Genomic DNA, 26,845 nt, shown 5'->3' with positions numbered 1-26,845 from the left:
ACCTCAGTATGAGCATGACATTTTTGACAGTAGGCGATCAGCAGCTCGCATTAGACAAACACGGTTATTTAGCGCAGATGTCTGATTGGCAGCCGTCGGTAGCAGAGCGTTTTGCAGAATTAGAGCAGATAACCTTAACCGAGGCGCACTGGGAGGTGATCCGCTTTGTGCGAGAGTTTTATCAGGAATTTAATACCTCACCCGCAGTGCGGATGTTAGTCAAAGCCATGGCAGCCAAATTTGGCCCTGAGAAAGGCAGTAGTAAATATTTATTTATGTTGTTTCCTGAAGGCCCTGCTAAACAAGCCACTCGGCTAGCCGGTTTACCCAAACCAGCCAAGTGCTTATAACAAGTCGGTTTAACGCAGGTGCGTTTTACCCCCCATATAAGGCTGTAACACGGCAGGAATAGCCACTGAGCCGTCGGCTTGTTGATAGTTTTCTAATATCGCTACCAAGGTGCGACCTACCGCTAAACCTGAGCCATTTAAAGTATGCAGCAACTCGGGCTTTTTACCTTCGGCTGAACGGAAACGTGCTTGCATGCGACGAGCTTGGAAATCGCCCATGTTTGAGCAAGACGAAATTTCACGATAAGTATTTTGCGCCGGTAACCACACTTCTAAATCATAGGTTTTACAGGCACCAAAACCCATATCGCCAGTACAAAGCAGCATGACCCGATACGGTAAGCCGAGCAGTTGTAAGATTTTCTCGGCATGGCCCGTCAGCTCTTCTAATGCGGCCATTGATAGTTCAGGATGCACCAACTGCACCAATTCTACTTTATCAAATTGGTGTTGGCGGATCAGGCCTCGCGTATCACGACCATATGAGCCGGCTTCACTACGAAAACAAGGGGTATGCGCCGTATATTTAATCGGTAACTCGTTTACATCGACAATGCTGTCACGCGCCAAGTTGGTCACCGGTACTTCTGCTGTAGGGATCAACGCCATACCTTGACCTTCCTCGGTCGCCGGTTGAGTATGAAATAAATCGGCACTGAATTTGGGTAACTGGCCGGTGCCATATAAACTGTCGTGATTCACTAAATAAGGCACGTACAACTCGGTGTAGGCATGCTGTTCAGTATGCACATCTAACATAAATTGCGCTAAAGCACGATGCAGTTTGGCCATTTGCCCTTTCATCACCACAAAGCGCGAGCCTGAAAGTTTTACGGCACTTTCAAAATCTAAGCCTTCAGCATAGGCCTCACCTAAGGCCACATGATCTTTGACCGGAAAAGCAAATGTTGCCGGCTCACCGACACGTCGTACTTCAACATTGGCTTGCTCATCGGCGCCGATCGGTACGGATGCATCCGGTAAATTTGGCAAACTTAAGGCAATTTTGTCTAACTCGGCTAACACCGCATCCAAACGTAACTTGGCTGCATCTAATTGTGCGCCTAAACCATCCACTTCAGCTAATAGTGGCGTAATGTCTTCACCGCGGCCTTTAGCTTGACCAATGCCTTTTGATTTAGTGTTACGTAAGTTTTGCAGATCTTGCGTTTGCATCTGCAATTCGCGACGTTGCTCTTCCAAAGCGTTTAAGGTAGCAACATCTAGCGTTAAACCACGCGTTGCTAAACGTTCGGCAGTTTGCGCTAGCTCAGCGCGAAGAAATTTTGGATCTAACATAGTAATAACTTCTTGTGGCCAACCCGAGGGTGGCAATTAATCGAATAGGTCAGAATATTAACCAGCGTCGCGGCAAATTGAAATGCTTTTCCTTGATTTTCCTCAAGGCTGACGCTTGTTTTTACTGTTGGCGTCTAATTCACGTAAATAGCGTAGCTTTTCTGCCAATTGTTTTTCCATGCCACGATCAGAGGGGTGATAAAATTGTTGCCCCCAAAGCTCTTCAGGTAAATAGCGCTCGCCCGCCGCATAGGCACCGGGTTCGTTATGGGCATAGCGATACTCCGCTCCATGCCCCAATTGTTTTTGTAACTGAGTGGGCGCGTTACGCAGGTGTAGCGGCACGGGATAATCTCTTTGGTTAGCCACTACCTGCTTCATGTCATTGAAGGCTTGATAAACCGCATTACTTTTTGGTGCAAGCGCTAAATACACCGCGGCTTGTGCGATAGCCCGCTCTCCCTCGGCTGGCCCCACCCGCTGAAAGGTATCCCAAGCATCCTTAGCCAAGGTCAGCGCGCGAGGATCGGCATTACCAATATCTTCACTGGCAATGGCCAGCAAACGTCTGGCAACGTAAAGTGGATCGCCGCCACCGGCCAAAATACGGCAATACCAATACAAGGCGGCATCCGGATCGGAGCCGCGTACGGATTTATGAAAAGCAGAAATCAGGTCGTAAAATAATTCACCTTCACGATCAAAACCCGGTAATTGTTGCGGCACAACTTGCCGTACTTGCTCAACACTGATGGTGGCATTCTGCACCAGCTCAGCTAATTGCTCTAAAATGTTTAATAAACGCCGCGCATCGCCGGCACTTAATTGAATTAATAGCTGCTCAGCAGCAGGGCTTAAGCTGAGTTTAAGCGCAGCCAATCCCTCAGGGTAACTGTGCAAGGTACGTGTTAATACCGTCTTTAAATCTGCATCGGTTAACGGTTTTAACACGCACACCCGAGTGCGAGATAATACAGCGTTATTTAACGCAAAGGCGGGGTTTTCGGTGGTCGCACCGATGAAGATAATAGTGCCATCTTCGATAAAGGGTAAAAAAGCGTCTTGCTGGGCTTTGTTAAAACGATGTACTTCATCAACAAACAATAAGGTGCGCTGTTGATACTGCTGCTGGCGTAATTTCGCTTCGCTAATGGCGTCACGGATCTCTTTCACACCGGCAGTTACCGCAGAAAGTCGCTGCATGCTAGCCTTGGCATGACTGGCAATAATTTCAGCCAGGGTGGTTTTACCGGTGCCTGGCGGCCCCCACAAGATCAACGAAAAAACGCGTCCAGCAAGGATCGCTTGATAAAGCGGTGTACCCGGCGCCACGATATGCTGCTGCCCAACATAATGCGCTAATGTACGTGGCCGCATGCGCGCGGCCAACGGCATCAAGTTGTCATTAAAATCGAAAGGTAAGCTACTCATCAGGCAAGCAACTGTAGAAATTAACGCTGACGTTGATCATCAACATCTAAATTTTTGCTCACGGTAAAAGTAAACAGCTTATCGGCAATACTGCTATTAACCTTGATCTTACTAAACAAATAAACGCTTTGTTGTTGGTTGATATCAATAACTTGCATTTCAACTAACTGGTCATCTTTAAAGGTCAACATCAGTTGCTGCACCGGATTACCTGCATCGAGAGGATGTATAAAAAAGCTCTGTTGCTGCTGCGTGACTTGATACTGCTGCCATAACGCTTTATCCGTTGAGGTGAGCAGTGCAAAAGGCGTTTGCCCCACTTCACTGTTGGCATCATAAATACTGACTTGTTCAAGCAACTCGTTGTAAAACCACAAAGTTTTACCATCACTGACTAACAATGATTGCTCTGGCGTTTCACTTTCAAAACGAAAACGCGCATGTTGTTTTAACGCCAACTTGCCCTGACCTTCTTGCAACAATTGCTGCTGAATATCATAAACTCGCTGTTGATAATCTGCGGAAAAACTCTTAATTTTCGCCAGTTGCTGCATCAAGGGCTGACTGGCATCTTCGCTCGCCATGCGCTGTTGCCGTAATGCCTGCATATGTGGCGCAAAATCAGGTCGTGCCACGACTTCTACCGTTTGCGCTGATAACGTAGAGGTTAACCCTGCTGCGTTTAAACTGGTTAAGAGCAAAACGACCACTGCACTTTTTTTCATTAATACCCTCTATTATTTGGCGCAGGTACCACGACTTCGCGATTACCATTGTGTCCCGGCGCACTGACAACGCCACTACTTTCCATTTGTTCTACTAAACGTGCAGCACGGTTATAACCGATCCGAAACTTGCGCTGTACGCCAGAGACTGAAGCTCGACGCGATTCGATAACAAAGGCAACCGCCTGATCATATAAAGGATCCGATTCGCCGTCTTCCGTTTCGAGTGTTTCACCAGGCAATAAGTTCTCTTCAGTCGTTTCGCCACTTAAAATCTCAGCGATATATTGAGGTTTGCCGCGTTTTTTCCAATCTGCGACAACCGCATGAACTTCATGATCATCAACAAAAGCACCATGCACCCGTGTTGGCACACCGGAACCAGGCGGTAAATACAACATATCACCCTGTCCTAATAAGCTTTCGGCCCCTTGCTGATCCAGAATGGTACGCGAGTCAATTTTTGACGACACCTGAAAGGCTATTCGCGTAGGAATATTGGCTTTAATTAAGCCGGTGATCACATCCACAGAAGGACGCTGCGTTGCCAGGATTAAATGGATCCCCGCGGCCCGGGCTTTTTGCGCAATACGTGCAATCAGCTCTTCCACTTTTTTACCGACGATCATCATCATGTCGGCGAATTCATCGATTACCACAACAATAGCCGGTAACTTCTCTAATAATGGCGCTTCAGTGCGCATATCATCAGAGGGTTTCCATAGCGGATCTTTCAGTGGCTCGCCTTCGGCAGCCGCTTCTTTAACTTTAAGGTTGTAGCCTTTTAAGTTACGCACACCTAAGGCTGACATTAATTTATAGCGACGTTCCATTTCACCCACGCACCAACGCAAGCCATTGGCGGCGTCTTTCATGTCGGTAACCACTTCGGTTAATAAATGCGGAATACCTTCGTAAATCGACAGTTCCAACATTTTGGGATCAATCATCAAGAAGCGCACATCATCAGGGGTTGATTTGTATAACAAACTACAAATCATCACGTTAACCCCTACTGATTTACCCGAACCGGTTGTACCGGCCACCAATAAATGCGGCATTTTGGCTAAGTCGGCCACCACTGATTTACCGGCGATATCTTTGCCTAACACCATGGTTAAAGCTGATTTGGACTCGGTGAAAATCTCGTCGCCAATCACTTCAGATAAACGCACAATTTCCCGATGCTGGTTCGGTAACTCTAAACCGATAAAGCTTTTACCTGGGATAACTTCCACAACACGAACACTGATTGCGGATAATGAGCGTGCTAAATCTTTGGCTAAACCCGTAATTTTACTCACTTTAACCCCAGGGGCTAAGTCTAATTCAAAACGGGTGACGACTGGGCCAGGGTGAACACCGACCACTTGCGCTTCAACATTAAAATCTAATAGCTTGGCTTCAACTAAGCGCGACACACGCTCTAAATCGGCGGGGTCAATCGGATTAATCGCTTTATCGGGGCGATCCAATAAGGCTAAAGACGGTAACTCTTCCAGCGAGTGCGCGACTTCTTCACTGTCATCAACCGCGTCATCCTCGTCTGGCGGGAACTGCATCAACGGATCCAGTTCTTCCTCTTGCTGCATATATTTGAAGGTGCTGGTAACATGTTCTGCATCAAAGGGATCATCCACCGCACTAAAAGACAGTTGATCATCCGCCAAGGTGTCAACACTGTAATAAGCTTTGCTTTCAGTTCGTTCATTCAATGGCCGGATAGGCAGCGGCTCTTTGCGTTTAATGGCTGGCACATCATCATCACTAAAAGAGAAATGCGGATCGACAGTTTCTGGCGGCTCGCTAAAATCAATATCATCGTCAATCGGCTCAGGCATCCGAGTTATACGCGCGCGTTTGGCGATGGCTTTGGTAGGTGGTGCGAGCTCTTCTTCTCGTTCCAGTTCAGCTTTGCGCTCGGCATTAGCCGCTCGCCGCTCGGCCAAGAATTGAGGAAAATTCAGCACAAGATTAAACAGGGCAAAACATTGTGCGCCTAAATAATCCGCCACGGTTAGCCAAGAAATACCGGTTAATAAAGTCAAGCCGGTGGCAAAGGCGCACAGTAATAACAGGCTGGTGCCAATAAAATTAAAATACGGCAGCAAATTACCGCTGATCCGATCGCCTAACACGCCACCGGAAGAGAAATAATAAATATCATTGAAATTCATGCTGCTAATGGCTGTTGCCGCACACAGTGTCAACAACACACCAAATAAACGTAAGCCTAGAATTAAATAATCGAGTTGTAATAAGTCATGGTAGCGCTTAAACAACAGATAACCGGTTAACGCCACCACAAAAGGCAGCAAATAGGCTACCCAGCCAAAACTGACCAACAACACATCGGCTAACCAAGCGCCACTGCGCCCAGCATAATTATTAATTTGTTGATGATAGCCTGTTTGTGACCAGCTCGGATCGGCTGGGTCAAAAGACAACAGTGACAGCAACATAAAAAGTGCCAGGCCAGAAAAAACAATCAGCCCCACTTCTAATAATCGCTGTACTCCATTTAACGTGAAAAACACTTTGCTTTGCAAAAGAAAGGCCCCTAAATTCGTCATCACACTTGGCTACGCAACGCCGGTTTCATACCATGAATTGCCACTAGCGCTCAGTCACGACTGCCTGTCGCCACTGAAGCGACTAGGTTACCAGAGCTGGGGTAAAAGTGCATCTATGTCCGGCATAGCGTAACGGCTTTTCGCTGAATGATAGCTGTATAAAGCCAATAACTTAGCTTAAACCATCGGCACAAAACTACTTTGTTTCACCTCTTCCATCACCACATAGGTACGGCTTTCGCGCACACTGGGTAAACGGAGTAAGGTTTCCCCTAATAACTCGCGGTATGCCGCCATATTAGCAACACGGGTTTTCAGTAAAAAATCGAAGCTTCCCGATACCAAATGACACTCTTGGATCTCTGATAACTTTTGCACCGCTTTACTGAACTCATCAAAGTCTTCCGGCGAGGTTTTGCTTAGCGTTATTTCAACAAAAACTAATAATGCGGCTCCCACTTTGTGTGGGTCAACTTGTGCGGTATAGCCCAAGATATAACCTTCAGATTCTAGCTTTCGCACTCGCTCTAAACAGGGCGTAGGACTAAGCCCTACCCTTCTGGCCAATTCCACATTGGCTAAACGACCATCGAGTTGTAATTCGACTAATATTTTTCGATCAATCCTATCTAACTTCTTGATACTCTTACTTAAAGAATACATAGCAGCATAAAATCCCGACTTGTAACCATAAACAGCATATTGCACTATTTAGCAAACTTAAAACAAGCAGTAATTCTGGTTTTTTGCCGCTATACTTCCTAAAAATATTACTCAACTGAACCAAGGTGAAACATATGATTATCGGTGTACCTAAAGAAATCAAAAACCATGAATACCGTGTCGGCATGACGCCAGCAAGCGTTCGCGAACTGATTGGCCATGGCCACAGCGTGTTGGTTGAACAGCAAGCCGGTATGGGTATCGGTTTTACCGATGAAGATTATCAAGCTGCCGGTGCTTCTGTATTAGCGACTGCGGCTGACGTGTTTGCACAAGCAGACATGATTGTAAAAGTAAAAGAGCCACAAGCTGTTGAACGTGCTATGTTACGTGATGGCCAAATTCTGTTCACTTACCTGCACTTAGCGCCGGATCCAGAACAAACTGCTGATTTAATCAATTCAAAAGCGGTTTGTATCGCTTATGAAACTGTCACCGATAATAAAGGCGGTTTACCGTTATTAGCGCCTATGTCAGAAGTGGCTGGCCGCATGTCAATTCAAGCCGGTGCTCGTGCTTTAGAAAAATCTTGTGCTGGTCGCGGTATGTTATTAGGCGGTGTACCTGGTGTAGCACCCGCTAAAGTCGTGGTTGTCGGTGGCGGTATGGTGGGTACTAACGCGGCGCAAATGGCCTTAGGTTTAGGTGCAGATGTTACCGTACTGGATCGTAATGTAGATGTGTTACGCCGCATTAACGCTCAGTTCAACGGCGCAGTTAAAGCCATTTACTCAACGGCTGATGCCTTAGAGCAAGAAGTCTTAGCCGCTGATTTAGTGATTGGTGGTGTATTAGTACCAGGCGCAGCCGCGCCTAAGCTGATTACCCGTGACCATATCAAACGCATGAAGCCAGGCTCAGCTATTGTTGATGTGGCGATTGACCAAGGCGGTTGTGTGGAAACCTCAAAACCCACTACCCATGCCGATCCAACTTATATTATTGATGAAGTTGTGCATTACTGTGTTGCGAACATGCCAGGTGCGGTGCCACGTACCTCTACTTTCGCCTTGAACAATGCCACCCTGCCTTTCATTATTCGTTTGGCGAACAAAGGCTACAAAAAAGCCTTACAAGATGACAAGCATCTGTTAGCGGGTCTAAACGTGTACCGTGGCTTAGTGACTAACGAAAGTGTTGCTGACGCGTTAAAACTGGCTTACGTAGCGCCAGAAACTGCTATTGGTGCCTAATTAGCGTTACCTTTAATCTGAGCAAACAGCCGGTATTTTTTACCGGCTTTTTTATTTCTGCTTGTTTTAACGATTTATTATCCGATAAAGCTATACATTCCGCTCAGACCTGTTATAGTGCTTTCCGGCCTGTAGTACAGACCTATGTAACAACTTGTTTTTGAAAACTTCGCTACACAGCTTCGCTTGTAAGTCATGTCCTGAAGATTCACGCACGTTTGGCCACATAAGTAACAGTCAGGCTAAAAGCGCATTTCGCGTTAAATAACTTTTTAAAATTTTTAGGAGTCTCTCATGGCTAAAGTAACTGGTGTAGTAAAGTGGTTCAACGCAGATAAAGGTTTCGGTTTCATCACTCAAGACAACGGCGGCGCTGACGCTTTCGTTCACTTCCGTGCTATCCAAACTGAAGGTTACAAAACCTTAAACGAAGGCCAACGTGTTGCCTTCGAAATCGAACAAGGCCAAAAAGGCCCACAAGCTGCTAACGTAACTGTACTGTAATAGTACTTTTATAAAGCGCTTCTCGATTTGAGATAGTATAAAAGGTCAGCTTGCTGGCCTTTTTTGTTTCTGCCATTCCTGTTTCTACTTTACTCTTTTGTTTGCTGTTGTTTCCTCTGATATTTTATATTGCCCTGTTCTGCATTCTCGCATTCTGCTGGTAAATCGCATTCACGTTTTCGCCGTTGGCGAGAGACTTTCTTTTGCATCGCCAAAGAACGTATCCAAAGAAATTGCGCCCCACTGCCGCTCGAAAGCCCAGCTGCTCATGCGTTGTCCAAGGCGAAAACATCACTCGAGTTATGCTTCGTCGCTGCACTCAAACGCCCGTTTTCTTAAAACCTTGGCCAACGATGATCAGTCAGCTCGCGCTAAGGGGAATAAAAGCCAGAGCGGTATTCGCCTAGCTGAATAGCTTGTTAGTGCACAGGCTGTGTAAAAACTCAAAATTTCTGCTTTGCCACCAAGTTATTCCATAGCAGCAATAGAATTTCGCTCAACTTGGCTAACTAAAGTTTAATTTTGTTCTATGGGGATTTGGCTTTGACTAAATCGACATACCCAAGTGGTCTTTGTGACTGACAATGGCTTATACGCAATAATATTCACTATTCATAAAGCTCCTTTAGCTTAATTTTCAATCCCTCAACGCCCCAAATCGATATCATCCGTTTCAGGTTATATGCCAGTATGTGTAAGCTGATTTCAGTGCTTACATTGGTAAATCGTCGCATCAAGAAGTGAGTCGCACCCATCCACATTTTGATCGTTCCAAACGGGTGCTCCACGGTTTGCTTTCGTATCGTAGCTGATTGTGGTGCAGCATCTAACTTAGCCTGCATGTTTTCCATTTCAGATTCATGCACCCAACGACGGATCCGCCTAGCTGCACTTTTTGACGTGGTGCATTTGGCGCGCTGGCTGCAATCCCTACAAGCAATACAATTAAAGTACATTTGCAATTCTAAGCCATCTTCAACGGTGGTAAACCGATTCTGAAGCTCGTTACCCGCAGGACAAATGTAGATGTCTTTTTCCTGGTTATATTTAAACAGTGCGAGGTTATAAAGCCCTTTGCGGTCAGCTCCAGAGGTATCACCTTTTGGAACTAAGGCTACGGCTCCTAAGTCCTGAGCCGCTTTAATATCACTCCGGCTGTAATACCCTTTGTCGGCAAGAACAGTAATATCAGTCTTACCCACTGCCTCTTGCGCTAATTTGGTCACAGTCGTTAGCTGGCCACGGTCAGGGATATTGGTTACCTCGTGAGCAACAATCAGATGATGCTTTGCATCTACTGCTGTCTGTACGTTATAGCTAACTTGGCGGTTAACATTGTTTATTTTCATCAGCCGAGAATCAGGATCTGTTAATGACAGCTGTTTATCAGGATGTTGCTCTACGGCTTGCTGCACTTGCTTTAACTCTTCTAAACGCTTTTGAAGCCATGCCAACTTTGTTGCTGTTAATTCTGAGTTAGCTTCAAGCTCTGCCTTTTTATCGGCATCATCGAGCTTATCCAGATATAAGCTGATGCTTTGCTCAATTCTTTCGATGTGGCCTTTAACCTTGCTCGGAGTGTAGTTATTCGATTTGCTATTTACCGCTTTAAATTTACTACCGTCAATGGCAACAATCACATCAGTGAACATTTGCATTTGCTTGCATAGGTCAATGAAAGCACGGCAAGCATTCTTAATACCTTTACCGTTATTTTTTCTGAAATCAGCGATGGTTTTAAAGTCAGGGGTTAATCGCTCAAGCAGCCACATCAATTCAACATTTCGATGCGCTTCTTTTTCTAATCTGCGGGAAGACTGGATACGATTCAGATATCCATAAATATACAGTTTAAGCATGGTGGCCGGGTGATACCCAGGCCGCCCAGTCTGTTTTGGATTAATATTTTCGAAGCCGAGAGAAGCAAGTTGCAGACCATCAACAAAGATGTCGATTACTCGGACAGGGTTATTTTCAATAACAAAATCATCCAGTGCCTCAGGAAACAATGTTACTTGATGTCTGCCTGAGCCTTTTATATGGTGGGTCATATCAGCACACTTACTATTGCTTCGTATGCTATTAATTTTAGTAAACAAGCAGTTGGCTTGGGGCGTTTTATTAAGAATAATTGATCATAAAAACCTGCTACTTAGACCAAAAGGTGATCAGCAGTTTTCACACAGCCTGTGCCAATTGCAGACATTTCAACTTTAAGGTTTTAAAGTCCGCTTTTAGGTGTTAGCAGAACGCAAAGCACACTGGCGAGGAGCCGCGCAGCGGGTTCGCGTCCCAGCGACCAACGGGAGCGAGTGATGCGTATTATTAAGCGGTTGCACTAGCATAAAAAACCACTCCAAAGAAGCCGGACATTATTACAATCATTAATAATACATACCGTTTACGAGCCAAGTTTTTACGATTTAGCCATTGCATCAATGGAAAACACGCTACTAGCCAAGCTGAAAAGACTATAAGCGACCAAACTAACTCGTGACGAAATACCAAATGAGCGGCTCCAAAGGGCGGCCCCATGATAATCAACAAAATTAGACGGGCATCTAGAGCGCCCAACTCAGTGCGACTTTTCATAATAACGCTTAACGCAAAGCACTCGGGCGGAAAAATGCGTTAGCGTTTGACTTCCCAGTGGCCGCAGGCCACGAGTGATGCGCCTTGTTATACATCATCTTTTAACAACTTATGAAGCGCATCTATTCGCTTATTAATTCTTTTACTTTCAGCATGTAATTCTGAACTCATACCAAATATAAGAATTAAAAAAACATACGAAACAGGTTGCTGAGCAACTTCTGGATACATGAATAGAATAAAGGCCATTGCAATCACCATGCTTGCAAATCTAATGATACTGCCTTTCCAATTTGGGCGGAGTTTTTCAAACTCATCTAAAAGTGCTTGCTTCTTTTGCATGCTATTAAAAAGCGAATGAGCTTCAACTTTATCCTTGTCCATCAGATATTCCTATTGTGATTTATAACAGTTGTTATGCAGGCCTTTCAGTAACATCAGAAAGGTAGAATTAATTCATACCTATGAGTTTACCGAAAATCAATGACTTGAGAAGCCGATTAAGCACTTAATTCACTTTTAATTTACTAGCTTCGTGTTCAGATACCAAGACCCTTAACGTTTTCGCCGTTGTCAAAACAAAAGAAAGTTATTCGCCAACGGCGAAAAGGTGTGCACTACGAGTAAAGTATCCTGCCGCCATCACTAATCAGCGCTACTAGCTAACATATTTCTACACAACAGCAAACAACAGGCATAAAAAAAGCCCGCAAACAGCGGGCTTTCAAAATGGCGAAAAATTATTTCGCGATAGGTAAAGTTGGGTATTTAATACCCGCCATTTCATTCATTACGCGAGTAACCTGCACACTGTAACCAAACTCGTTGTCATACCACACGTATAACACGCAACGGTCGCCATCAACGATAGTGGCTTGTGAGTCAACCACACCTGCGTAGCGCGAGCCCACTAAGTCAGAAGAAACGATTTCGGTTGAACTGGTAAAATCGATTTGATCTTGCAACTCAGAGAACAGTGACGTGCGCTGCAAGAAATCGTTTAACTCATCTTTGTTGGTTTCGCGATTCAAGTTTAACGATAATATCGCCATTGACACGTTAGGCGTTGGCACACGAATCGCATTACCGGTTAACTTACCTTTTAATTCAGGCAAAGCTTTAGCCACCGCACTGGCGGCACCCGTTGAGGTTAATACCATATTTAACGGCGCAGCACGGCCACGGCGATCGGCTTTGTGGAAGTTATCAATCAAGTTTTGATCGTTGGTATAAGAGTGCACGGTTTCTACGTGACCATTGCGAATACCGTACTCATCTTGCAGTGCTTTTAATACTGGCGTAATGGCATTGGTGGTACAACTGGCTGCAGAAACAATTTTATGCTCTGGCGTGATCATATGCTGGTTAACACCATATACCACGTTCGGTACTTCACCTTTAGCCGGTGCGGTAATTAACACGCGAGCCGCACCTTTGCTTTGCAAGTGAATGGATAATTCTTTATCGTCTTTAAATATACCGGTGTTATCGACGATTAGCGCGTTATCAATACCGTATTGCGTGTAATCAACTTGCTCTGGCGAATTGGCATAAATCACTTTGATAAAAGTACCGTTAGCTTTAATGCCTTGGTTCTCTTCATCGACCGTAATGCTGCCATTGAAAGGGCCATGAATAGAATCGCGACGTAATAAGCTGGCGCGTTTTTCTAAGTCACCTTTTTTACCGCCACGTACCACTATCGCTTTTAAACGTAATTTACTGCTAGGGCCTGAGCGCTCTAACATTAAGCGGGCAACTAAGCGGCCAATTCGACCAAAACCATAGAGCACAACATCAACGGGTGTCACTTGATCTTCATGATCAAGAATATCCGCTAGTTCTTGAGCTAAATATTGCTCAAGCGTTAGGCCTGATGCATTGTCTTTATATAAATAGGCGTACGCCAATTTACCAATATCTACCCGACCGGGTGCCAAATTCATTTTACTGATGGCTTCTAATAACGGAAAACTCTCGCGAAGGCGTAATTTTTGACCTTCGAACCGCTCTACTGTTTTATGCGCTTTAATAATATCAATGGTGGTAGCGTTAACCAGAGGCCGCCCATAGATAACCACCTCAATGCCTTTATTACGATAAAGCCGACCAATGATAGGTAACATGTTTTCGGCGTATTCCTGGCGTTCCTGCCAGCTTTTTTGATACTGTTCTGCGTGTGATAGGGTCATTATTAGGCCTTTTACTTCAATAAAATGAATTAATCGGTGTGCCTAAGCCGCTTTTCTGTAGGATACAGCGGTTTTTATAAGGCGGCCTATTGTAATTGATTATGAAACCCTACCACAACACTTACAGCTTAAATATAGGCTTAAGTCTTATGGGTGAATGTTAATGAAGCTGAATTAACACAGTAGCGCTGCCCGGTTGGTGCAGGCCCGTCTTCAAACACATGGCCTAAGTGGGCATCGCAATTATTACAAACAATTTCAATGCGTTGCATACCATGACTGTGGTCTTCTTCATAACGCACCTTCCCCGCTAACGATTGATAAAAACTGGGCCAGCCGCAACCGGCATCAAACTTCGTGCTGGCATTAAATAATTCTGTACCGCAACAGACACAGTGATAAGTGCCTGCTGCGGTATGGTGTAATAATTCACCCGTAAATGGATATTCTGTGCCTTTTAAGCGCGTTACCCGAAATTGCTCTTCGGTTAAACGCTGCCGCCATTCTGCTTCTGATAATTTCATTTGATGCTCCTGTATTATCTTTTAACGCTAACATCAATATACGCTGCGCGCTGTGCTTGGCTCAATCAGTTTGTCTCTGGCCTAGCTAAAAGCGTAACGATTGCTAATGGCTTTGGCTTTGGCTTTGGCTTTAAAACAAGCTTATAGCAAAATGAATCAACAAAACTGGCTAGCTGTTAGCATCGTGTAAAGGGGCTTAGCCAACATTAATCCGCCGTAATAACAACACTTAACCATAGCACTTATCGATGCGCTAGCTAGCTATTTGTTGAGGTAAATCAATACTAACAGGTAGCCCATCGACTGACCTTAAGGTAAATTAGTCATCATACTTAATACACTGAACAAAGTGAGGGCTAACGTAAAGTTACAGGCGGTTATATCAGCCTGCAGTATGCCACTGGCGATTTGCCACCGAAGCTACAACTTGGCCATGATACTTCAGAAATTAGACAACAGAGCGCTGCAAATGACTATACTGCAGGTGTCGATTAGCTGTTTAATAGCCAGAGAAGAGCGTATTTCTTTGTTAACCAGTAAGCGTTGACCGATGAGACTGACACCTCGATCGCGTTAATTCTGCAATACCATTTCTAGGAGCTCATCATGACAGTTAACGAAACGAAAACCCCATTTTTGGCGCTGCTGATTGGCCCATTGTTGATGCTAATCACCTTAGTGTTACCCGCACCTTTTGGTATGAATGAACCTAGCTGGTTAGTCATAGGTTTAACCGTTTGGATGGCCAGTTGGTGGATCAGTGAAGCTGTTCCCATCCCTGCCACAGCTTTTTTACCTTTACTCGTGGCTCCCTTACTCGATTTAAATAGTTTAAGCGCCGTGGCACAGTCTTATGCCCATCCATTGATTTTTTTATTCTTGGGCGGATTTATAATCTCGATTGCCATGGAACGTTGGTCTTTGCATACCCGTATCGCCTTGCATACCATGCTGATTGTGGGCAGTAAACCAAGCCAGCAAATTGGCGGTATTATGTTAGTCACGGCGTTCTTATCAATGTGGATGTCGAACACGGCAACCGCGGTAATGATGTTACCCATTGCACTGTCTATTACTCGCATGTTAGAGCAAGATAAACAACCTAGCGAAAATGACTTTAGCAAGGCTATTTTATTAGCCGTGGCTTATGCTGCCTCGATCGGCGGTTTAGCAACCTTAATTGGTACACCTCCTAACGCTTTTATGGCCGCGTTTTTACAAGATACCTACGGCATTCGGATTGGTTTTGTTGAGTGGATGATTGTGGGATTACCGCTGTCCGTTGCCATGTTGTTCGGTTGTTGGTTATGGCTAACCAAATTTGCTTATAAACTCGACCAAGTTAAGATTGCCAACACCCGTAACTTATTCCACCAAAAGTTGATTGTGCAGGGTAAGATGCAGCGAGGTGAAAAAGCGGTACTGATTATTTTCGCCCTGACTGCCTTACTATGGATCACACGTCCGTTTTTAGTCAAACTCATCGGTTTACCGTTAGATGACACTATCATTGCGATGCTTGCAGCGGTATTAATCTTAGTATTGCCTTTGGACAGTAAAAACACCCGCATTTTAACTTGGGAAGAAACCAAGCAGTTGCCTTGGGGGATCCTAATGTTGTTTGGTGGCGGTTTAAGCCTCGCCGCGCTGATCAGTAAAAGTGGTTTAGCCAGTTATATCGCTGAGCAAGTGATGTTACTCGACAACATGCCGCTGTGGCTGATGGTGGTGCTCGTGACGACTGTTATCGTATTTTTGACCGAAGTCACCAGTAATACCGCGACAGCAGCAGGCTTTTTACCCTTGCTAGCGCCCATATCGTTAGCCATGTCAGGCTCGCCAATGACCTTGGTGATCCCGGCTGCCATTGCAGCCAGCTGTGCCTTTATGATGCCGGTAGCCACCCCGCCCAATGCCATTGTCTTTTCATCTGGTCATTTACGCATTGCGGACATGGTTAAAGCCGGTTTTGCTTTAAATCTCTTTGCCGTCTTGTTGGTGAGCTTAACCAGCTTATTTTTAGCGCGTTGGGTGTTTGCGTTTTAATCCGTTTTTACGCAACCTTATTTATCACCATAAAAAAACCCACTGCAGCGAACAAACTGCAGTGGGTTTTTCTTTGTTATGGGTGCTGAAAACCGCGATAAACTAGCTTAATTCAACTTTTAATTCAGCGATAACGGCTAAGGCTTTAGCACAGGCTTTATCAGTATCGTCAGCCAAAGCTAATGCCACCCCCATGCGCCGCTCGCCTTGTACTTCGGGCTTACCAAAAATACGCAGTTCCGTATCGGGCTGCATTAATGCCGCCGCACCAATATGATATTGAATATTTTGGCTGTGCCCAGGCACCAATAATACCGCCGAGGCAGCTGGGCCGTAGTGTTTAATGCTAGGAATAGGTAAACCCAAGATCGCACGAGCGTGCAGTGCAAATTCACTTAACTGCTGTGAAATCAAGGTCACCATACCGGTATCGTGTGGCCGCGGTGACACTTCGCTAAACCATACTTCATCGCCTTTAACAAAAAGCTCAACGCCAAATAAGCCTTTACCCCCCAAGGCTTGCACCACAGCGGTAGCATACTGTTGAGCTTTTTGCGCAGCAACAACCGACATCTGTTGCGGTTGCCAGCTTTCACGATAATCGCCTTGCTCTTGCCGGTGGCCAATCGGATCGCAGAACTGAATGCCTGAAATAGAATTTACCGTCAGTAAGGTAATTTCATAATCAAAATCAACAAACCCTTCGACAATGATACGGCCTTTACCGGCGCGGCCGCCTTCTTGCGCATGAACCCATGCTGCTTCAACATCGGCATCGCTGCGTAATACGCTTTGCCCTTTGCCAGAAGAAGACATAATCGGTTTGACCACACAGGGATAACCTATCGCAGCTACCGCAGCCAGATAACCGGCTTTATCGCTGGCAAATTGATACGCCGAGGTTGGTAATTGCAAGGTTTCCGCAGCTAAACGGCGGATCCCTTCGCGGTTCATGGTTAAATTAACCGCTTGAGCACTGGGAACCACATTAAAACCTGCGGCTTCCAGTTCCAGCAACACCGACGTCGCTATCGCCTCTAGCTCTGGCACAATTAACGCCGGTTTTTCCGTGATCACCAACTGTCGCAGTGCGGCATTGTCGAGCATCGAGATCACCACCGCTTTATCGGCAACTTGCATGGCAGGAGCATTAGGATAACGATCAACCGCTACCACTTCACAGCCATAACGCTTTAATTCTAAACACAATTCTTTACCTAATTCACCAGCGCCTAATAACAATACCTTAGTGCTGCTGCTTGTGCCGGGTGTTCCAATGACAACGCTCATTTTACTTTCACCATTGGCCGTTCAGGACGACTCCAATCAACATGATAGGTTTTACCCTTGGTTTTATCCGTGCGCTCAAAGGTATGAGCACCAAAGAAATCACGCTGGCCTTGCAATAAATTAGCCGGTAATACCGCAGTGCGATAAGCATCGTAGTAACTTAAAGCTGAACTTAACGCGGCCACGGGGATCCCCGCCAGCGATGCGTTGGCCACGGCTTTGCGCCAGTTTTGTTGATACACTGAAATTTGCTTTGAGAAAAACGGATCCAACAGCAGGTTTTCCAACTCGTCGTTTCGCTCGTAAGCTTCAGTGATCGATTGTAAAAACACCGCTCGAATAATACAGCCCGCACGCCAAATCTTAGCGATTTCGGCAAAATTTAACTGCCAACCATGCTCGGCCGCAGCCGTTTTCATAAGATGAAAGCCCTGTGCATACACGCAAATTTTGGCACAATACAAAGCATCATGCAGTGCTTGGATCATGTCGGCTTGCTGTTCTTCTGAAAATAAATTTTGAGCAGGACCGGCCAGTACCGTTGCAGCTTTCACCCGTTCAGCTTTTAAACCAGAAATCGCGCGGGCATATACCGCTTCAGCGATGGTGGGCGCGGGGCTACCTAATTGTAAACTGCTGACGGCAGTCCACAGGCCCGTGCCTTTTTGACCGGCTTTATCTAAAATAACATCAACCAGCGGTAAGCCGGTTTCGCTGTCTTTAGTGGCTAAGACTTGGGCACTGATATCCATTAAATAACTGTGCAGTGGGCCATCATTCCATTGCACGAAAATCTCACCAATGGCCGCTGCCGACATGCCTAACACATCTCGCATCACCTGATAGGCTTCGCAAATCAGCTGCATATCGGCATATTCGATACCGTTGTGCACCATTTTGACATAGTGGCCGGAACCACTGGGGCCAATGTAAGCGGCGCAAGGCTCACCTTCCGTTACCGGATTACCCGGCTCAAAGCGCTCGATAGGCTTACCGGTTTTTGGATCCACTTTGGCGGCAATCGCTTGCCACATCGGTTTAATGCGGGTCCACGCGTAAGGATCGCCACTAGGCATTAAAGAAGGGCCAAACCGGGCACCCACTTCACCACCTGACACGGCCGTGGAGAAAAAGATAAATTTACCTTCGTAGCTTTTTTCTCGCGCGACAGTATCCGTCCACAGACTGTTACCAGTATCGACTACGATGTCATCGGCTTGAATACCGGCATCGATCAATTTATGACACACATCGTCAACGGCTTTGCCCGCAGGCACGGATAACACTATTAGGTGAGGCGCAGATAAGCGTGATAACAATTCGGTGTAAGAGCTACACCCGACAACTCGGGGGCCTTTATCGCCTTGCTCTGCCGCATCTTGTGCTAGTACAGCCTCTAATTTCTGGTTATCAAGGTCAAAAGCCGCCACTCGATAGCCGTTATCTGCCAGGTTGAGAATAAGGTTTTTACCCATTACCCCTGCCCCAACAAAACCAATTTCACACAGAGTTGTGCTGTCTGTCATCTAACGATCCTTAACAACGTTGAAAGCGCGCAAACTGGCGCGGGTCGAAAAATGCCGCGCATTATAGGCTATATGCCAGCATAAACCTACTGCCAGACCGATAAGCTATAAGCGCTTTGCAACCACTTATCTTTACGCACCGCTGTAGTGGGCGTTAAACCGTCATTCACTGACGTGTCAAACAATAAGTTGCGCAAGGGCGCTGGAATGCTAACCGCTTGATTTTTATCCGATGCATTTAGGATGCATAACAAACGTTGACCGCTATTGTCATTAACAATATCCACCATGCAACTGTGCCGATCAGATTCATGCCAATTCGGTTCGCTCATATCGGTGCCATCCATTAAATACCAATGCACGTGGTGTTTATCACCATGTTTTTGGTAGTTATCGTCTAATAAGCTGATTTGCTGTAAACAACATAATGACTGGCGCATTTTCAGCATTTGTTGTACGAATTTCAGAAACTTAGTGGCGGGCCCATCTAACTGCCAATTTAACCAAGAAATCGGATTATCTTGGCAGTACGCATTGTTATTGCCATGCTGAGTATGACTTAGCTCGTCGCCGCCTAACCAATGGATCATCCCTTGGCTAAGTACTAAAGTGGCAACCAAATTACGTCGATGTTGATTACGGGCATAAATAATGGCTTCATCCGAGGTCACACCTTCCGCACCATGATTCTTACTCAGATTATGGCCGTGGCCATCACGGTTTTCTTCACCGTTTAGCCAATTGTGTTTGTCGTTGTAACTGACTAAATCTCTTAGCGTAAAGCCATCGTGATAGCTAATATAGTTCACACTGCAACTGGCGGGCTTATGATGTTTTTGAAAAATATCGCGCGAGCCTAATAAACGTGTAGCAAATTCGGGGAGCACCCCTTGATCGCCACGCCAAAACGCCCGAAAAGTATCACGACATTTATCATTAAGCTCAGACCAGTGCGCCGGAAATTGCCCCAAATGATAGCCAAAAGGCCCGACATCCCAAGGCTCCGCAATCAGCTTAGCTTTACTGATCACCGGATCTTGCGCAACGATTTGAAAGAAAGCCGCAAACGGATTGTAGCGTTTAAACTCCCGGCCCAGTGTCACGGCTAAATCAAAGCGAAAACCATCTACCTGCATCTCGGTTAACCAATAACGCAAGGCATCCATTATCATACGCTGCATCATCGGATGCGACACATTCAAGGTATTGCCACACCCCGTAAAATTACAATAATTTTGGTAATCAATCATTTCACCATGGCTATGAAACAGATAATACTGCCGATTCGCTAAACCACGAAAACTAAGCACTGGGCCATCTTCACCCGCTTCAGCCGTGTGATTAAACACCACATCTAAAATGACTTCTAAGCCATGTTGATGCAAGGTGCGCACCATGGTTTTGAACTCGGCTACTGCATCTTCATACTGATAACGCGGTTCCGGTGCAAAAAAATTCAGCGGGTTATAACCCCAATAATTGGTTAAACGTAACGCACTGAGCCGCGGCTCGGCCATAAAAGAAGCCACCGGCAATAATTGCACCGTGGTAATGCCGAGCGCTAACAGATGTTCAATAATCGCCGGATGACACAAGCCCAAATAGGTCCCGCGCAAATGCTCAGGCACATCGGGATGTTGCATGGTCATGCCTTTGACATGGGCTTCATAAATGACGGTTTTTTCCCGAGGGATCGCAGGTTTAAAACTATCTTGCCAGTCAAATGGAGCCTGTTCTAACACCCCTTTCGCTAAAGAATAATGACTGTGGCTAGCGTACTGACGTTCTTGCCACATTTGCGGCCGATTTAACTTACGACAGTACGGGTCAAGTAATAAACGCTCTTTATCAAAACGTAAACCTGCATCTGGAATATTGGGGCCAGCCGCTTTTAGCGCATATAAAGAGCCTTGTTCAATACCACTGACCGCCACATGCCAAATTTCACCAGTGCGGCCTTGAAAGGGGATCTCGGCAAGCAACTCTTCGGTATCGGGCAGAAACAAACACAAGGTCAGTTCACTGGCATCTGGAGCATACACAGCAAAATTCCACGTTTCTGCTTGCACTAGACTCGCCCCTAACGGACTCGGCTGGCCAGCAGACATTTTTAACAACCCAATGACGGCGGTCATGGTATTTCCTTAGATTTTTTGTCGAATGTATAACGTCGATAATGGCGGTAAATTTAACACGATACTACAAGCCTGACCGTGCATAGCCTGCTCAAGCGCTAGCAAAGGTGCTTGCTGCACCGGATAGTTACTGCCCCAGTAATGTTCGCTATCGGTATTTAAAATGATTTCGTATTCACCGGCCTGTGCCACACCTAAACAAAAATCATTGCGTGGGATCGGGGTAAAATTACTGACCACATAAACCCGCTCGCCTGCGGCATCTTGCCGAAACAAGCTTACGGTACTGTGTGCGGCATCCTGATGATCTAACCAACCAAAACCGGCAGTGTCATAATCTAATTGGTACAAGGGCGTATGACCGCGATAGGTATGGTTTAAATCACGAAAAAGTTGTTGCATACCACGATGCTTATCAAAGCTCAGTAAGTGCCAATCCAAGCTTTGTGAGTGCGACCATTCTCGCGCTTGCGCAAACTCAATGCCCATAAAATTCATTTTCTTACCCGGATGGGCAAACATAAAGGCTAAAAAGGCACGCATATTGGCCGCTTTTTGCCATTCATCACCCGGCATTTTTTCTAACAAACTGCCTTTACCATGCACGACTTCATCATGCGATAACGGTAAAATGAAGTTTTCGTTATAGGCATAAACCATTGAAAACGTCAGATCGCCATGATGATACTGCCGATAAGCCGGATCTTTACTGATATAGCGCAAGCTGTCATTCATCCAGCCCATATTCCACTTGAAGCCAAAGCCTAAGCCACCACTATCAGTGGGGCGTGATACTTGAGGAAACGAGGTTGACTCTTCCGCAATGGTCATCGCTAAAGGGAACTTGCTATACATTTCACGGTTAAGCCATTGAAACAAACTAATGGCTTCATAGTTATGATTACCCCCATCAATGTTTGGCACCCACTCTCCCGCATTTCGAGAATAATCCCAATACAACATCGAGGCCACGGCATCGACACGGATCCCATCAATGTGGAAGTGTTCGAGCCAATAAAGAGCACTGGCCACTAGAAACTGTCGCACATAGTCTTTACCAAAGTCATAAATGCAGGAATTCCAATCTGGGTGCCAGCCACGACGCGGATCTTCGTATTCGTATAAACAACTGCCATCAAACCGTGCTAAGCCATGGCCGTCTTCAGGGAAGTGCGCCGGAACCCAATCTAAAATCACGCCAATACCGGCCTGATGGCAAGCATCGACAAAGGCTTTAAAGTCATCTGGATGACCAAAGCGAGAAGTCGGCGCAAATAAGCCCAATGGCTGGTAGCCCCAAGAACCATCAAAGGGGTGTTCCATAATCGGCATCAGTTCGATGTGGGTATATCCCATCTCAAGTACATAAGGAATTAACTGTGCAGCAAGCGCTTGATAACTCAGCGGGGCATTGTCGCTGTCACGACGCCAAGAGCCTGGATGCACCTCATAGATGCTCATCGCACTTTGATAGACATTGCCAGCCTTTCGTGTTGTCCAGTTCTGATCTTGCCACTGATAAGCAGCATGATCATAAACTAAGGATGCATGTGACGGATATTGCTCAGCATAAAACGCCAGCGGATCGGCTTTATGCGGTAATAAATCGCCATGTTTGTTTTTAACTTCAAACTTATAACGAGTACCAGTGGCGATTTCAGGTATCACTAATACCCAATGCCCGCATTCGGTGCGCTCCATCGGATGACAACGGCCATCCCAATGGTTCATATCCCCAACCAAACTGACGGTGCTGGCATCCGGCGCGTATACGGCAAAGCGAGTCGCCGGAAGGCTTTTACCAGCAAAATCTAAAGTGATCAGCTGAGCGCCTAACTGGCGGTATAAATTTTCTGGCTGGGAATGCACAAAATGCACAGCATAGTAGGCTTGATCAGAAAACTGATAGGGATCAACTAAACGGTATTGGTGTTGTCCTTGCCTTACTTGAAAATAATAAGGCACGGCTTTACGTTTTCTGGGCTGCGCCAGTTCAAACACCCCCGGACAGCCTATCACTGCAGCTAATTGTCCTAAGCTTTTATCAGTCTTAGCGTCAAAAGCTTCAACTTCACTCGCATGAGGTAGATAGCAGCGTAACACTAAGCCTTTATTTTTATTGTCTGGTTGCATTAACTGCCAACCTAAAACACTAAAGGGCTGTCTGCAGCGCGCTTGCGCAAAAAACGTTAAGTTCATTACCTTGTCCTTATCTTATTATTGTTGCTTAATCCAGAGTCAACACAATTACTGGCCTTTACGGCGAAGTGCGAGTTGCTTTAATAAATCATTGATCGGTGCTTCGGTGGTCCATTGCTCCAGATCACGGCTTAATTTACGTCGCCAGTTTGGATATTCGTTACTGGTGCCAGGCACATTGACTGGTTGCGTCATTTCTAACCAGTCTTCGATTTGTAAACATAATAATTGTGAGCGACCGCTGGCTAAATGTTGCTGTAAGGCAAAATTGAGTACCCTGTCCATGGCTAGCTGATCAACACTACGGGGGTAATCAGCAGGTAGCAAGTTATGGCCATGCAAAGAATCTAAAATACGTTGTTTATTATGATGACGCTGATGATAAAGCTGCTCTAATTGCGCTTCATCTTGATATAACCCCAGTGCTTTGCCCAGTTTTAAATCTTCACAATGCCAAAAACCAATTAAGGTAGGCAAGTCATGCGTACTGAGTGTCGCCATTGCTTGTTGCGGGTAGTGTGCTGGCGAAATATAACCACCATCGGCAGCCGTTTCAAAAAAGAATACCCGATAAGAGTACATGCCAAATTGCTGCAATAACTCGCGAATACCGTCTGGCACCGTACCTAGGTCTTCACCAATAATTACCGCCTGTTGCCGCTGACTTTCTAAGGCTAAGATCCCGAGCAAATCCATAATAGGATAATACACATAAGCACCGCCACCGGCATTGGTTGCCGCCTTAGGTACCCACCACAAACGGAGCAACGCCATAACATGGTCAATCCGCAAAGCCCCCGCGTTTTGCATATTACTGCGAAATAAATCAATCATCGGCTGGTAAGCTTGCTGATATAACTGATAAGGCTTCATTGGTGGCAGCCCCCAGTTTTGTCCGGCCGGCCCTAATGGATCAGGCGGAGCACCTACACTGGCATCACGACAATATAACTCAGGGTTGCCCCAGATCTCAGTAGATGCCTCGCTTACGCCCACGGCGAGATCGCGATATAAACCTAGCAACATGCCACTGTCTTTAGCCAGTTGCTGCGCCTGCGCTAATTGCTCTGTGGCCAGGAATTGCAGGTAACAATAAAAATCGAGTTCCGCCGCGTGATCTTGGGCAAATTGTAGTACTGCGGCATCGTTAGGATCACGGTATTGCTCTGGCCAGTTTGGCCAACCCCAATATTGTGAGTCTTGCTGATACAGCCAAGCATGTAGCGCATCATACAAGGCTAGCTGCTGTAAGCTCTCACCGCCATCGGCTTTAAACTGTGCAAACGCAGCCAGTAGTTTTGACTGATTTTTGCTTTGTGTTTGCAGCCACTGATATAAGCTTTTTAATACAGGCAGTTTTAACATCATTACGGTGGGGTAATCCACCCAGTCTGCGGCACGCAACGCTTTTAATTTCGTCTGAAACGCGGTGTTATTAACTTGCTGTTGTGCAACAGCACATTGGGCGTAGCCCGGTACAGCGGTAACATCAAGATAAATAATATTTAACCAACGCCGCGAAGACGGACTATAAGGGCTGGCATTATCGGCAACAGCGGGATAAAGCGCATGAATAGGATTTAAACCAACAAAATCAGCACCATGCGCCCCAAGATAACGCACTAAATTATTCAGATCAGTAAAATCACCAATGCCCCAATTTCGCGCTGAACGCAGCGCATATAATTGGATTGCCGTGCCCCACTGTTTTTGTTCAGTAAAGGCAGGCGGTTGATAACAGCGCTCAGGCGCAATAATCAGTTTTTGGCTAACTGACAATTCTGTGCCGGCGCAGGTTAAGATCAACTGATGATAACCTAACGGCAATGCCCCATCGAAGACATGTAAATATTGCTGATATTCTTCATCTTGCAGCACGGTCACTTGCGTTAGCTCACCATTAACTGGCGTTAACGGATACTCCGTTACCTTGCCCTGCTCGGTGATCAGTTGCAAAACAAAATCTGTGTTAGCCAAGGCTAATGGCACTTGCACTTCAAGTTGCCATTGCTCCGCGACCGGCTGGACAGAAACAGGGGCAATTAACTGCTGCCAAAAATCGAGTTGTCGTTCAAGTAATTCTGTGCGGGTCGCGTCCTCATCTGCAACCGGGTAACCCATTGCGGCTAATAAGGCTAATTGATTGACTTCGCTGACTTCTGTCGGCTGGCCCCAGGCATCATTAAAATGTGTTTCGATACCATTAAAAGCGATAAGTTGTGCCCGTAAAGCTGCGTCCATTGGAATTCCTTGGCAAATTAGAACTAATATAAAGCATTCTAAGCGGCATAGATGCCGATGTCATGAGCTAATTTATGTCATAAAATTACAAAAAAGCCAACAAAACAGTTTTGCAGCTTGAAAAATGTGGCAAAAAATGTAATTTTACTACATATTATATTGATATTACTTTCTAAAACTTAGTCTAGCACTTAACAGCGGGGTTCTTATGTCAATTCGTGTTGCTATTAACGGTTTCGGCCGTATCGGTCGTAATGTACTACGCGCACTCTATGAGAGCAGCAAAAATTACGATATTAAAGTGGTTGCTATTAACGACTTAGGTGATGCGTCAATTAATGCACATTTATTAAAATATGATACTGCCCATGGCATTTTCGCAGCTGACGTTAAGCATGATGAGCGGGCTATCTATGTTAATAACGATGAGATCCGCACGTTAAGCGTTCGTAACCCTGCCGATTTACCTTGGGCTGAGCTGAAAGTAGATGTCGTACTAGAATGTACTGGCCTGTTTACCGATCGTAAAACGGCTGGCGCGCATTTAACCGCAGGTGCCAAGAAAGTGATTATTTCTGCACCTGGTAAAGATGTCGATGCAACGGTTGTCTATGGTGTTAACCATCAGATTTTAACGCCAGAGATGAACATTATTTCTAACGCATCTTGTACCACTAACTGTTTAGCGCCGATTGCTAAACCTTTATATGAGGCGCTGGGTATTGAGTCAGGTTTAATGACCACTATCCATGCTTATACTAACGATCAACGTTTAAGTGATGTGTATCACACTGACTTGCGCCGTGCTCGCGCAGCGGCCATGTCTATGATCCCAACCAAAACCGGTGCGGCAGCTGCTGTGGGTTTAGTGGTACCTGAATTAAAAGGCAAATTTGACGGTTTAGCGGTACGGGTACCGACGTTAAATGTGTCGTTGGTTGATTTAACCTTTATCGCCGGTCGTGAAACCGACGCGGAAGAAGTAAATAATATTATTCGCCAAGCTGCTGCGAGCAGCCCGATGAATCAGGTATTGCATGTTAACGATTTACCTTTGGTATCAATCGACTTTAACCACAACCCCATGTCATCTATCTTTGATGCCACTGAAACACGCGTATTGGGCCGTTTAGTCAAAGTGATGAGCTGGTATGATAATGAGTGGGGCTTTAGCAACCGTATGCTAGATAACACCGTTGAATTAATGAAGTTCTAAGCCTTACGCTTTTCAACAACAGCCAGCCTTTGCTGGCTGTTTGCGTTTAAGCCTATAATAACGTTTTAATAATCACAGCACCGTTG

At 45.7% G+C, this 26,845-nt stretch carries 19 protein-coding genes and 1 pseudogene; 5 read left to right on the top strand and 15 right to left on the bottom strand.

What is annotated here, in order from left to right:
* The first annotated feature begins 8 nt into the window (after window positions 1-8).
* Window positions 9-350: a TusE/DsrC/DsvC family sulfur relay protein gene (locus ACUJFK_RS09060; RefSeq protein WP_267867490.1), complete on the top strand. Its 342-nt coding sequence runs from the start codon at window positions 9-11 to the stop codon at window positions 348-350.
* Between the two features lie 9 nt (window positions 351-359).
* On the opposite strand, the gene serS is transcribed toward ACUJFK_RS09060, so the two are convergent.
* From serS to lrp, 6 genes and pseudogenes are all read right to left on the bottom strand, one after another.
* Entirely contained in the window at window positions 360-1,649 is a 1,290-nt protein-coding gene (gene serS, locus ACUJFK_RS09055) for a serine--tRNA ligase (protein WP_445426742.1), read from the bottom strand.
* A gap of 102 nt (window positions 1,650-1,751) precedes the next feature.
* On the bottom strand, window positions 1,752-3,080 hold the full coding sequence (locus ACUJFK_RS09050; protein WP_445426741.1) for a replication-associated recombination protein A: 1,329 nt from the start codon (window positions 3,078-3,080) through the stop codon (window positions 1,752-1,754).
* Between the two features lie 20 nt (window positions 3,081-3,100).
* Complete coding sequence (lolA, locus tag ACUJFK_RS09045; protein WP_306176600.1) at window positions 3,101-3,805, bottom strand: outer membrane lipoprotein chaperone LolA; 705 nt, start codon at window positions 3,803-3,805, stop codon at window positions 3,101-3,103.
* Window positions 3,805-4,047, bottom strand: a complete 243-nt coding sequence (locus tag ACUJFK_RS09040; protein ID WP_371930714.1) for a DNA translocase FtsK — start codon at window positions 4,045-4,047, stop codon at window positions 3,805-3,807. The genes lolA and ACUJFK_RS09040 overlap by 1 nt, the downstream gene beginning before the upstream one ends.
* 29 nt (window positions 4,048-4,076) lie before the next feature.
* Window positions 4,077-6,378, bottom strand: a pseudogene (locus tag ACUJFK_RS09035) (DNA translocase FtsK 4TM domain-containing protein); the annotation flags it as partial.
* Window positions 6,379-6,555: 177 nt separating this feature from the next.
* On the bottom strand, window positions 6,556-7,041 hold the full coding sequence (lrp, locus tag ACUJFK_RS09030) for a leucine-responsive transcriptional regulator Lrp (RefSeq protein ID WP_226751455.1): 486 nt from the start codon (window positions 7,039-7,041) through the stop codon (window positions 6,556-6,558).
* A 134-nt stretch (window positions 7,042-7,175) separates the two neighbouring features.
* On the opposite strand from lrp, the gene ald reads away from it, so the two are divergent.
* Both ald and cspE read left to right on the top strand, forming a co-directional pair.
* Window positions 7,176-8,294, top strand: a complete 1,119-nt coding sequence (gene ald, locus ACUJFK_RS09025; RefSeq protein WP_226751454.1) for an alanine dehydrogenase — start codon at window positions 7,176-7,178, stop codon at window positions 8,292-8,294.
* Window positions 8,295-8,588: 294 nt separating this feature from the next.
* On the top strand, window positions 8,589-8,798 hold the full coding sequence (cspE, locus tag ACUJFK_RS09020) for a transcription antiterminator/RNA stability regulator CspE (RefSeq protein WP_027670166.1): 210 nt from the start codon (window positions 8,589-8,591) through the stop codon (window positions 8,796-8,798).
* A gap of 608 nt (window positions 8,799-9,406) precedes the next feature.
* Here cspE and ACUJFK_RS09015 read toward each other — a convergent pair.
* The 4 genes from ACUJFK_RS09015 to msrB form a co-directional block, all read right to left on the bottom strand.
* A complete protein-coding gene (locus ACUJFK_RS09015) occupies window positions 9,407-10,849 on the bottom strand; it encodes an IS1182 family transposase (RefSeq protein WP_445425745.1) in 1,443 nt (480 codons plus the stop codon).
* 628 nt (window positions 10,850-11,477) lie between these two features.
* Entirely contained in the window at window positions 11,478-11,774 is a 297-nt protein-coding gene (locus tag ACUJFK_RS09010; RefSeq protein WP_445426740.1) for a hypothetical protein, read from the bottom strand.
* Between the two features lie 356 nt (window positions 11,775-12,130).
* Window positions 12,131-13,582: a glyceraldehyde-3-phosphate dehydrogenase gene (locus ACUJFK_RS09005; RefSeq protein ID WP_306176602.1), complete on the bottom strand. Its 1,452-nt coding sequence runs from the start codon at window positions 13,580-13,582 to the stop codon at window positions 12,131-12,133.
* A gap of 140 nt (window positions 13,583-13,722) precedes the next feature.
* Window positions 13,723-14,106, bottom strand: a complete 384-nt coding sequence (msrB, locus tag ACUJFK_RS09000; protein ID WP_226750989.1) for a peptide-methionine (R)-S-oxide reductase MsrB — start codon at window positions 14,104-14,106, stop codon at window positions 13,723-13,725.
* 606 nt (window positions 14,107-14,712) lie between these two features.
* Between msrB and ACUJFK_RS08995 the strand changes: the two genes are divergently transcribed.
* Complete coding sequence (locus ACUJFK_RS08995) at window positions 14,713-16,152, top strand: SLC13 family permease (protein ID WP_306176603.1); 1,440 nt, start codon at window positions 14,713-14,715, stop codon at window positions 16,150-16,152.
* Window positions 16,153-16,254: 102 nt separating this feature from the next.
* Here the strand turns inward: ACUJFK_RS08995 and purT are convergent, their stop codons facing one another.
* The 5 genes from purT to malQ all read right to left on the bottom strand — a co-directional run bounded on the left by purT (window position 16,255) and on the right by malQ (window position 25,543).
* A complete protein-coding gene (purT, locus tag ACUJFK_RS08990) occupies window positions 16,255-17,442 on the bottom strand; it encodes a formate-dependent phosphoribosylglycinamide formyltransferase (protein WP_236129808.1) in 1,188 nt (395 codons plus the stop codon).
* On the bottom strand, window positions 17,439-18,968 hold the full coding sequence (gndA, locus tag ACUJFK_RS08985) for an NADP-dependent phosphogluconate dehydrogenase (RefSeq protein WP_445426739.1): 1,530 nt from the start codon (window positions 18,966-18,968) through the stop codon (window positions 17,439-17,441). Before gndA ends, purT begins: the two co-directional genes overlap by 4 nt.
* Before the next feature lie 86 nt (window positions 18,969-19,054).
* Window positions 19,055-21,103 carry a glycogen debranching protein GlgX gene (gene glgX / locus ACUJFK_RS08980; RefSeq protein WP_445426738.1) on the bottom strand — a complete coding sequence of 683 codons (2,049 nt, stop codon included), beginning with the start codon at window positions 21,101-21,103 and terminating at the stop codon, window positions 19,055-19,057.
* Between the two features lie 9 nt (window positions 21,104-21,112).
* Window positions 21,113-23,302: a 1,4-alpha-glucan branching protein GlgB gene (glgB, locus tag ACUJFK_RS08975; protein ID WP_445426737.1), complete on the bottom strand. Its 2,190-nt coding sequence runs from the start codon at window positions 23,300-23,302 to the stop codon at window positions 21,113-21,115.
* A 48-nt stretch (window positions 23,303-23,350) separates the two neighbouring features.
* A complete protein-coding gene (gene malQ / locus ACUJFK_RS08970) occupies window positions 23,351-25,543 on the bottom strand; it encodes a 4-alpha-glucanotransferase (protein ID WP_445426736.1) in 2,193 nt (730 codons plus the stop codon).
* Window positions 25,544-25,751: 208 nt separating this feature from the next.
* Between malQ and gap the strand changes: the two genes are divergently transcribed.
* Window positions 25,752-26,759: a type I glyceraldehyde-3-phosphate dehydrogenase gene (gap, locus tag ACUJFK_RS08965; protein WP_226750983.1), complete on the top strand. Its 1,008-nt coding sequence runs from the start codon at window positions 25,752-25,754 to the stop codon at window positions 26,757-26,759.
* Window positions 26,760-26,845 lie beyond the last annotated feature (86 nt).

This window comes from Alishewanella sp. HL-SH06 (assembly GCF_052656265.1).
This window is presented reverse-complemented; position numbering and strand designations above follow the sequence as displayed.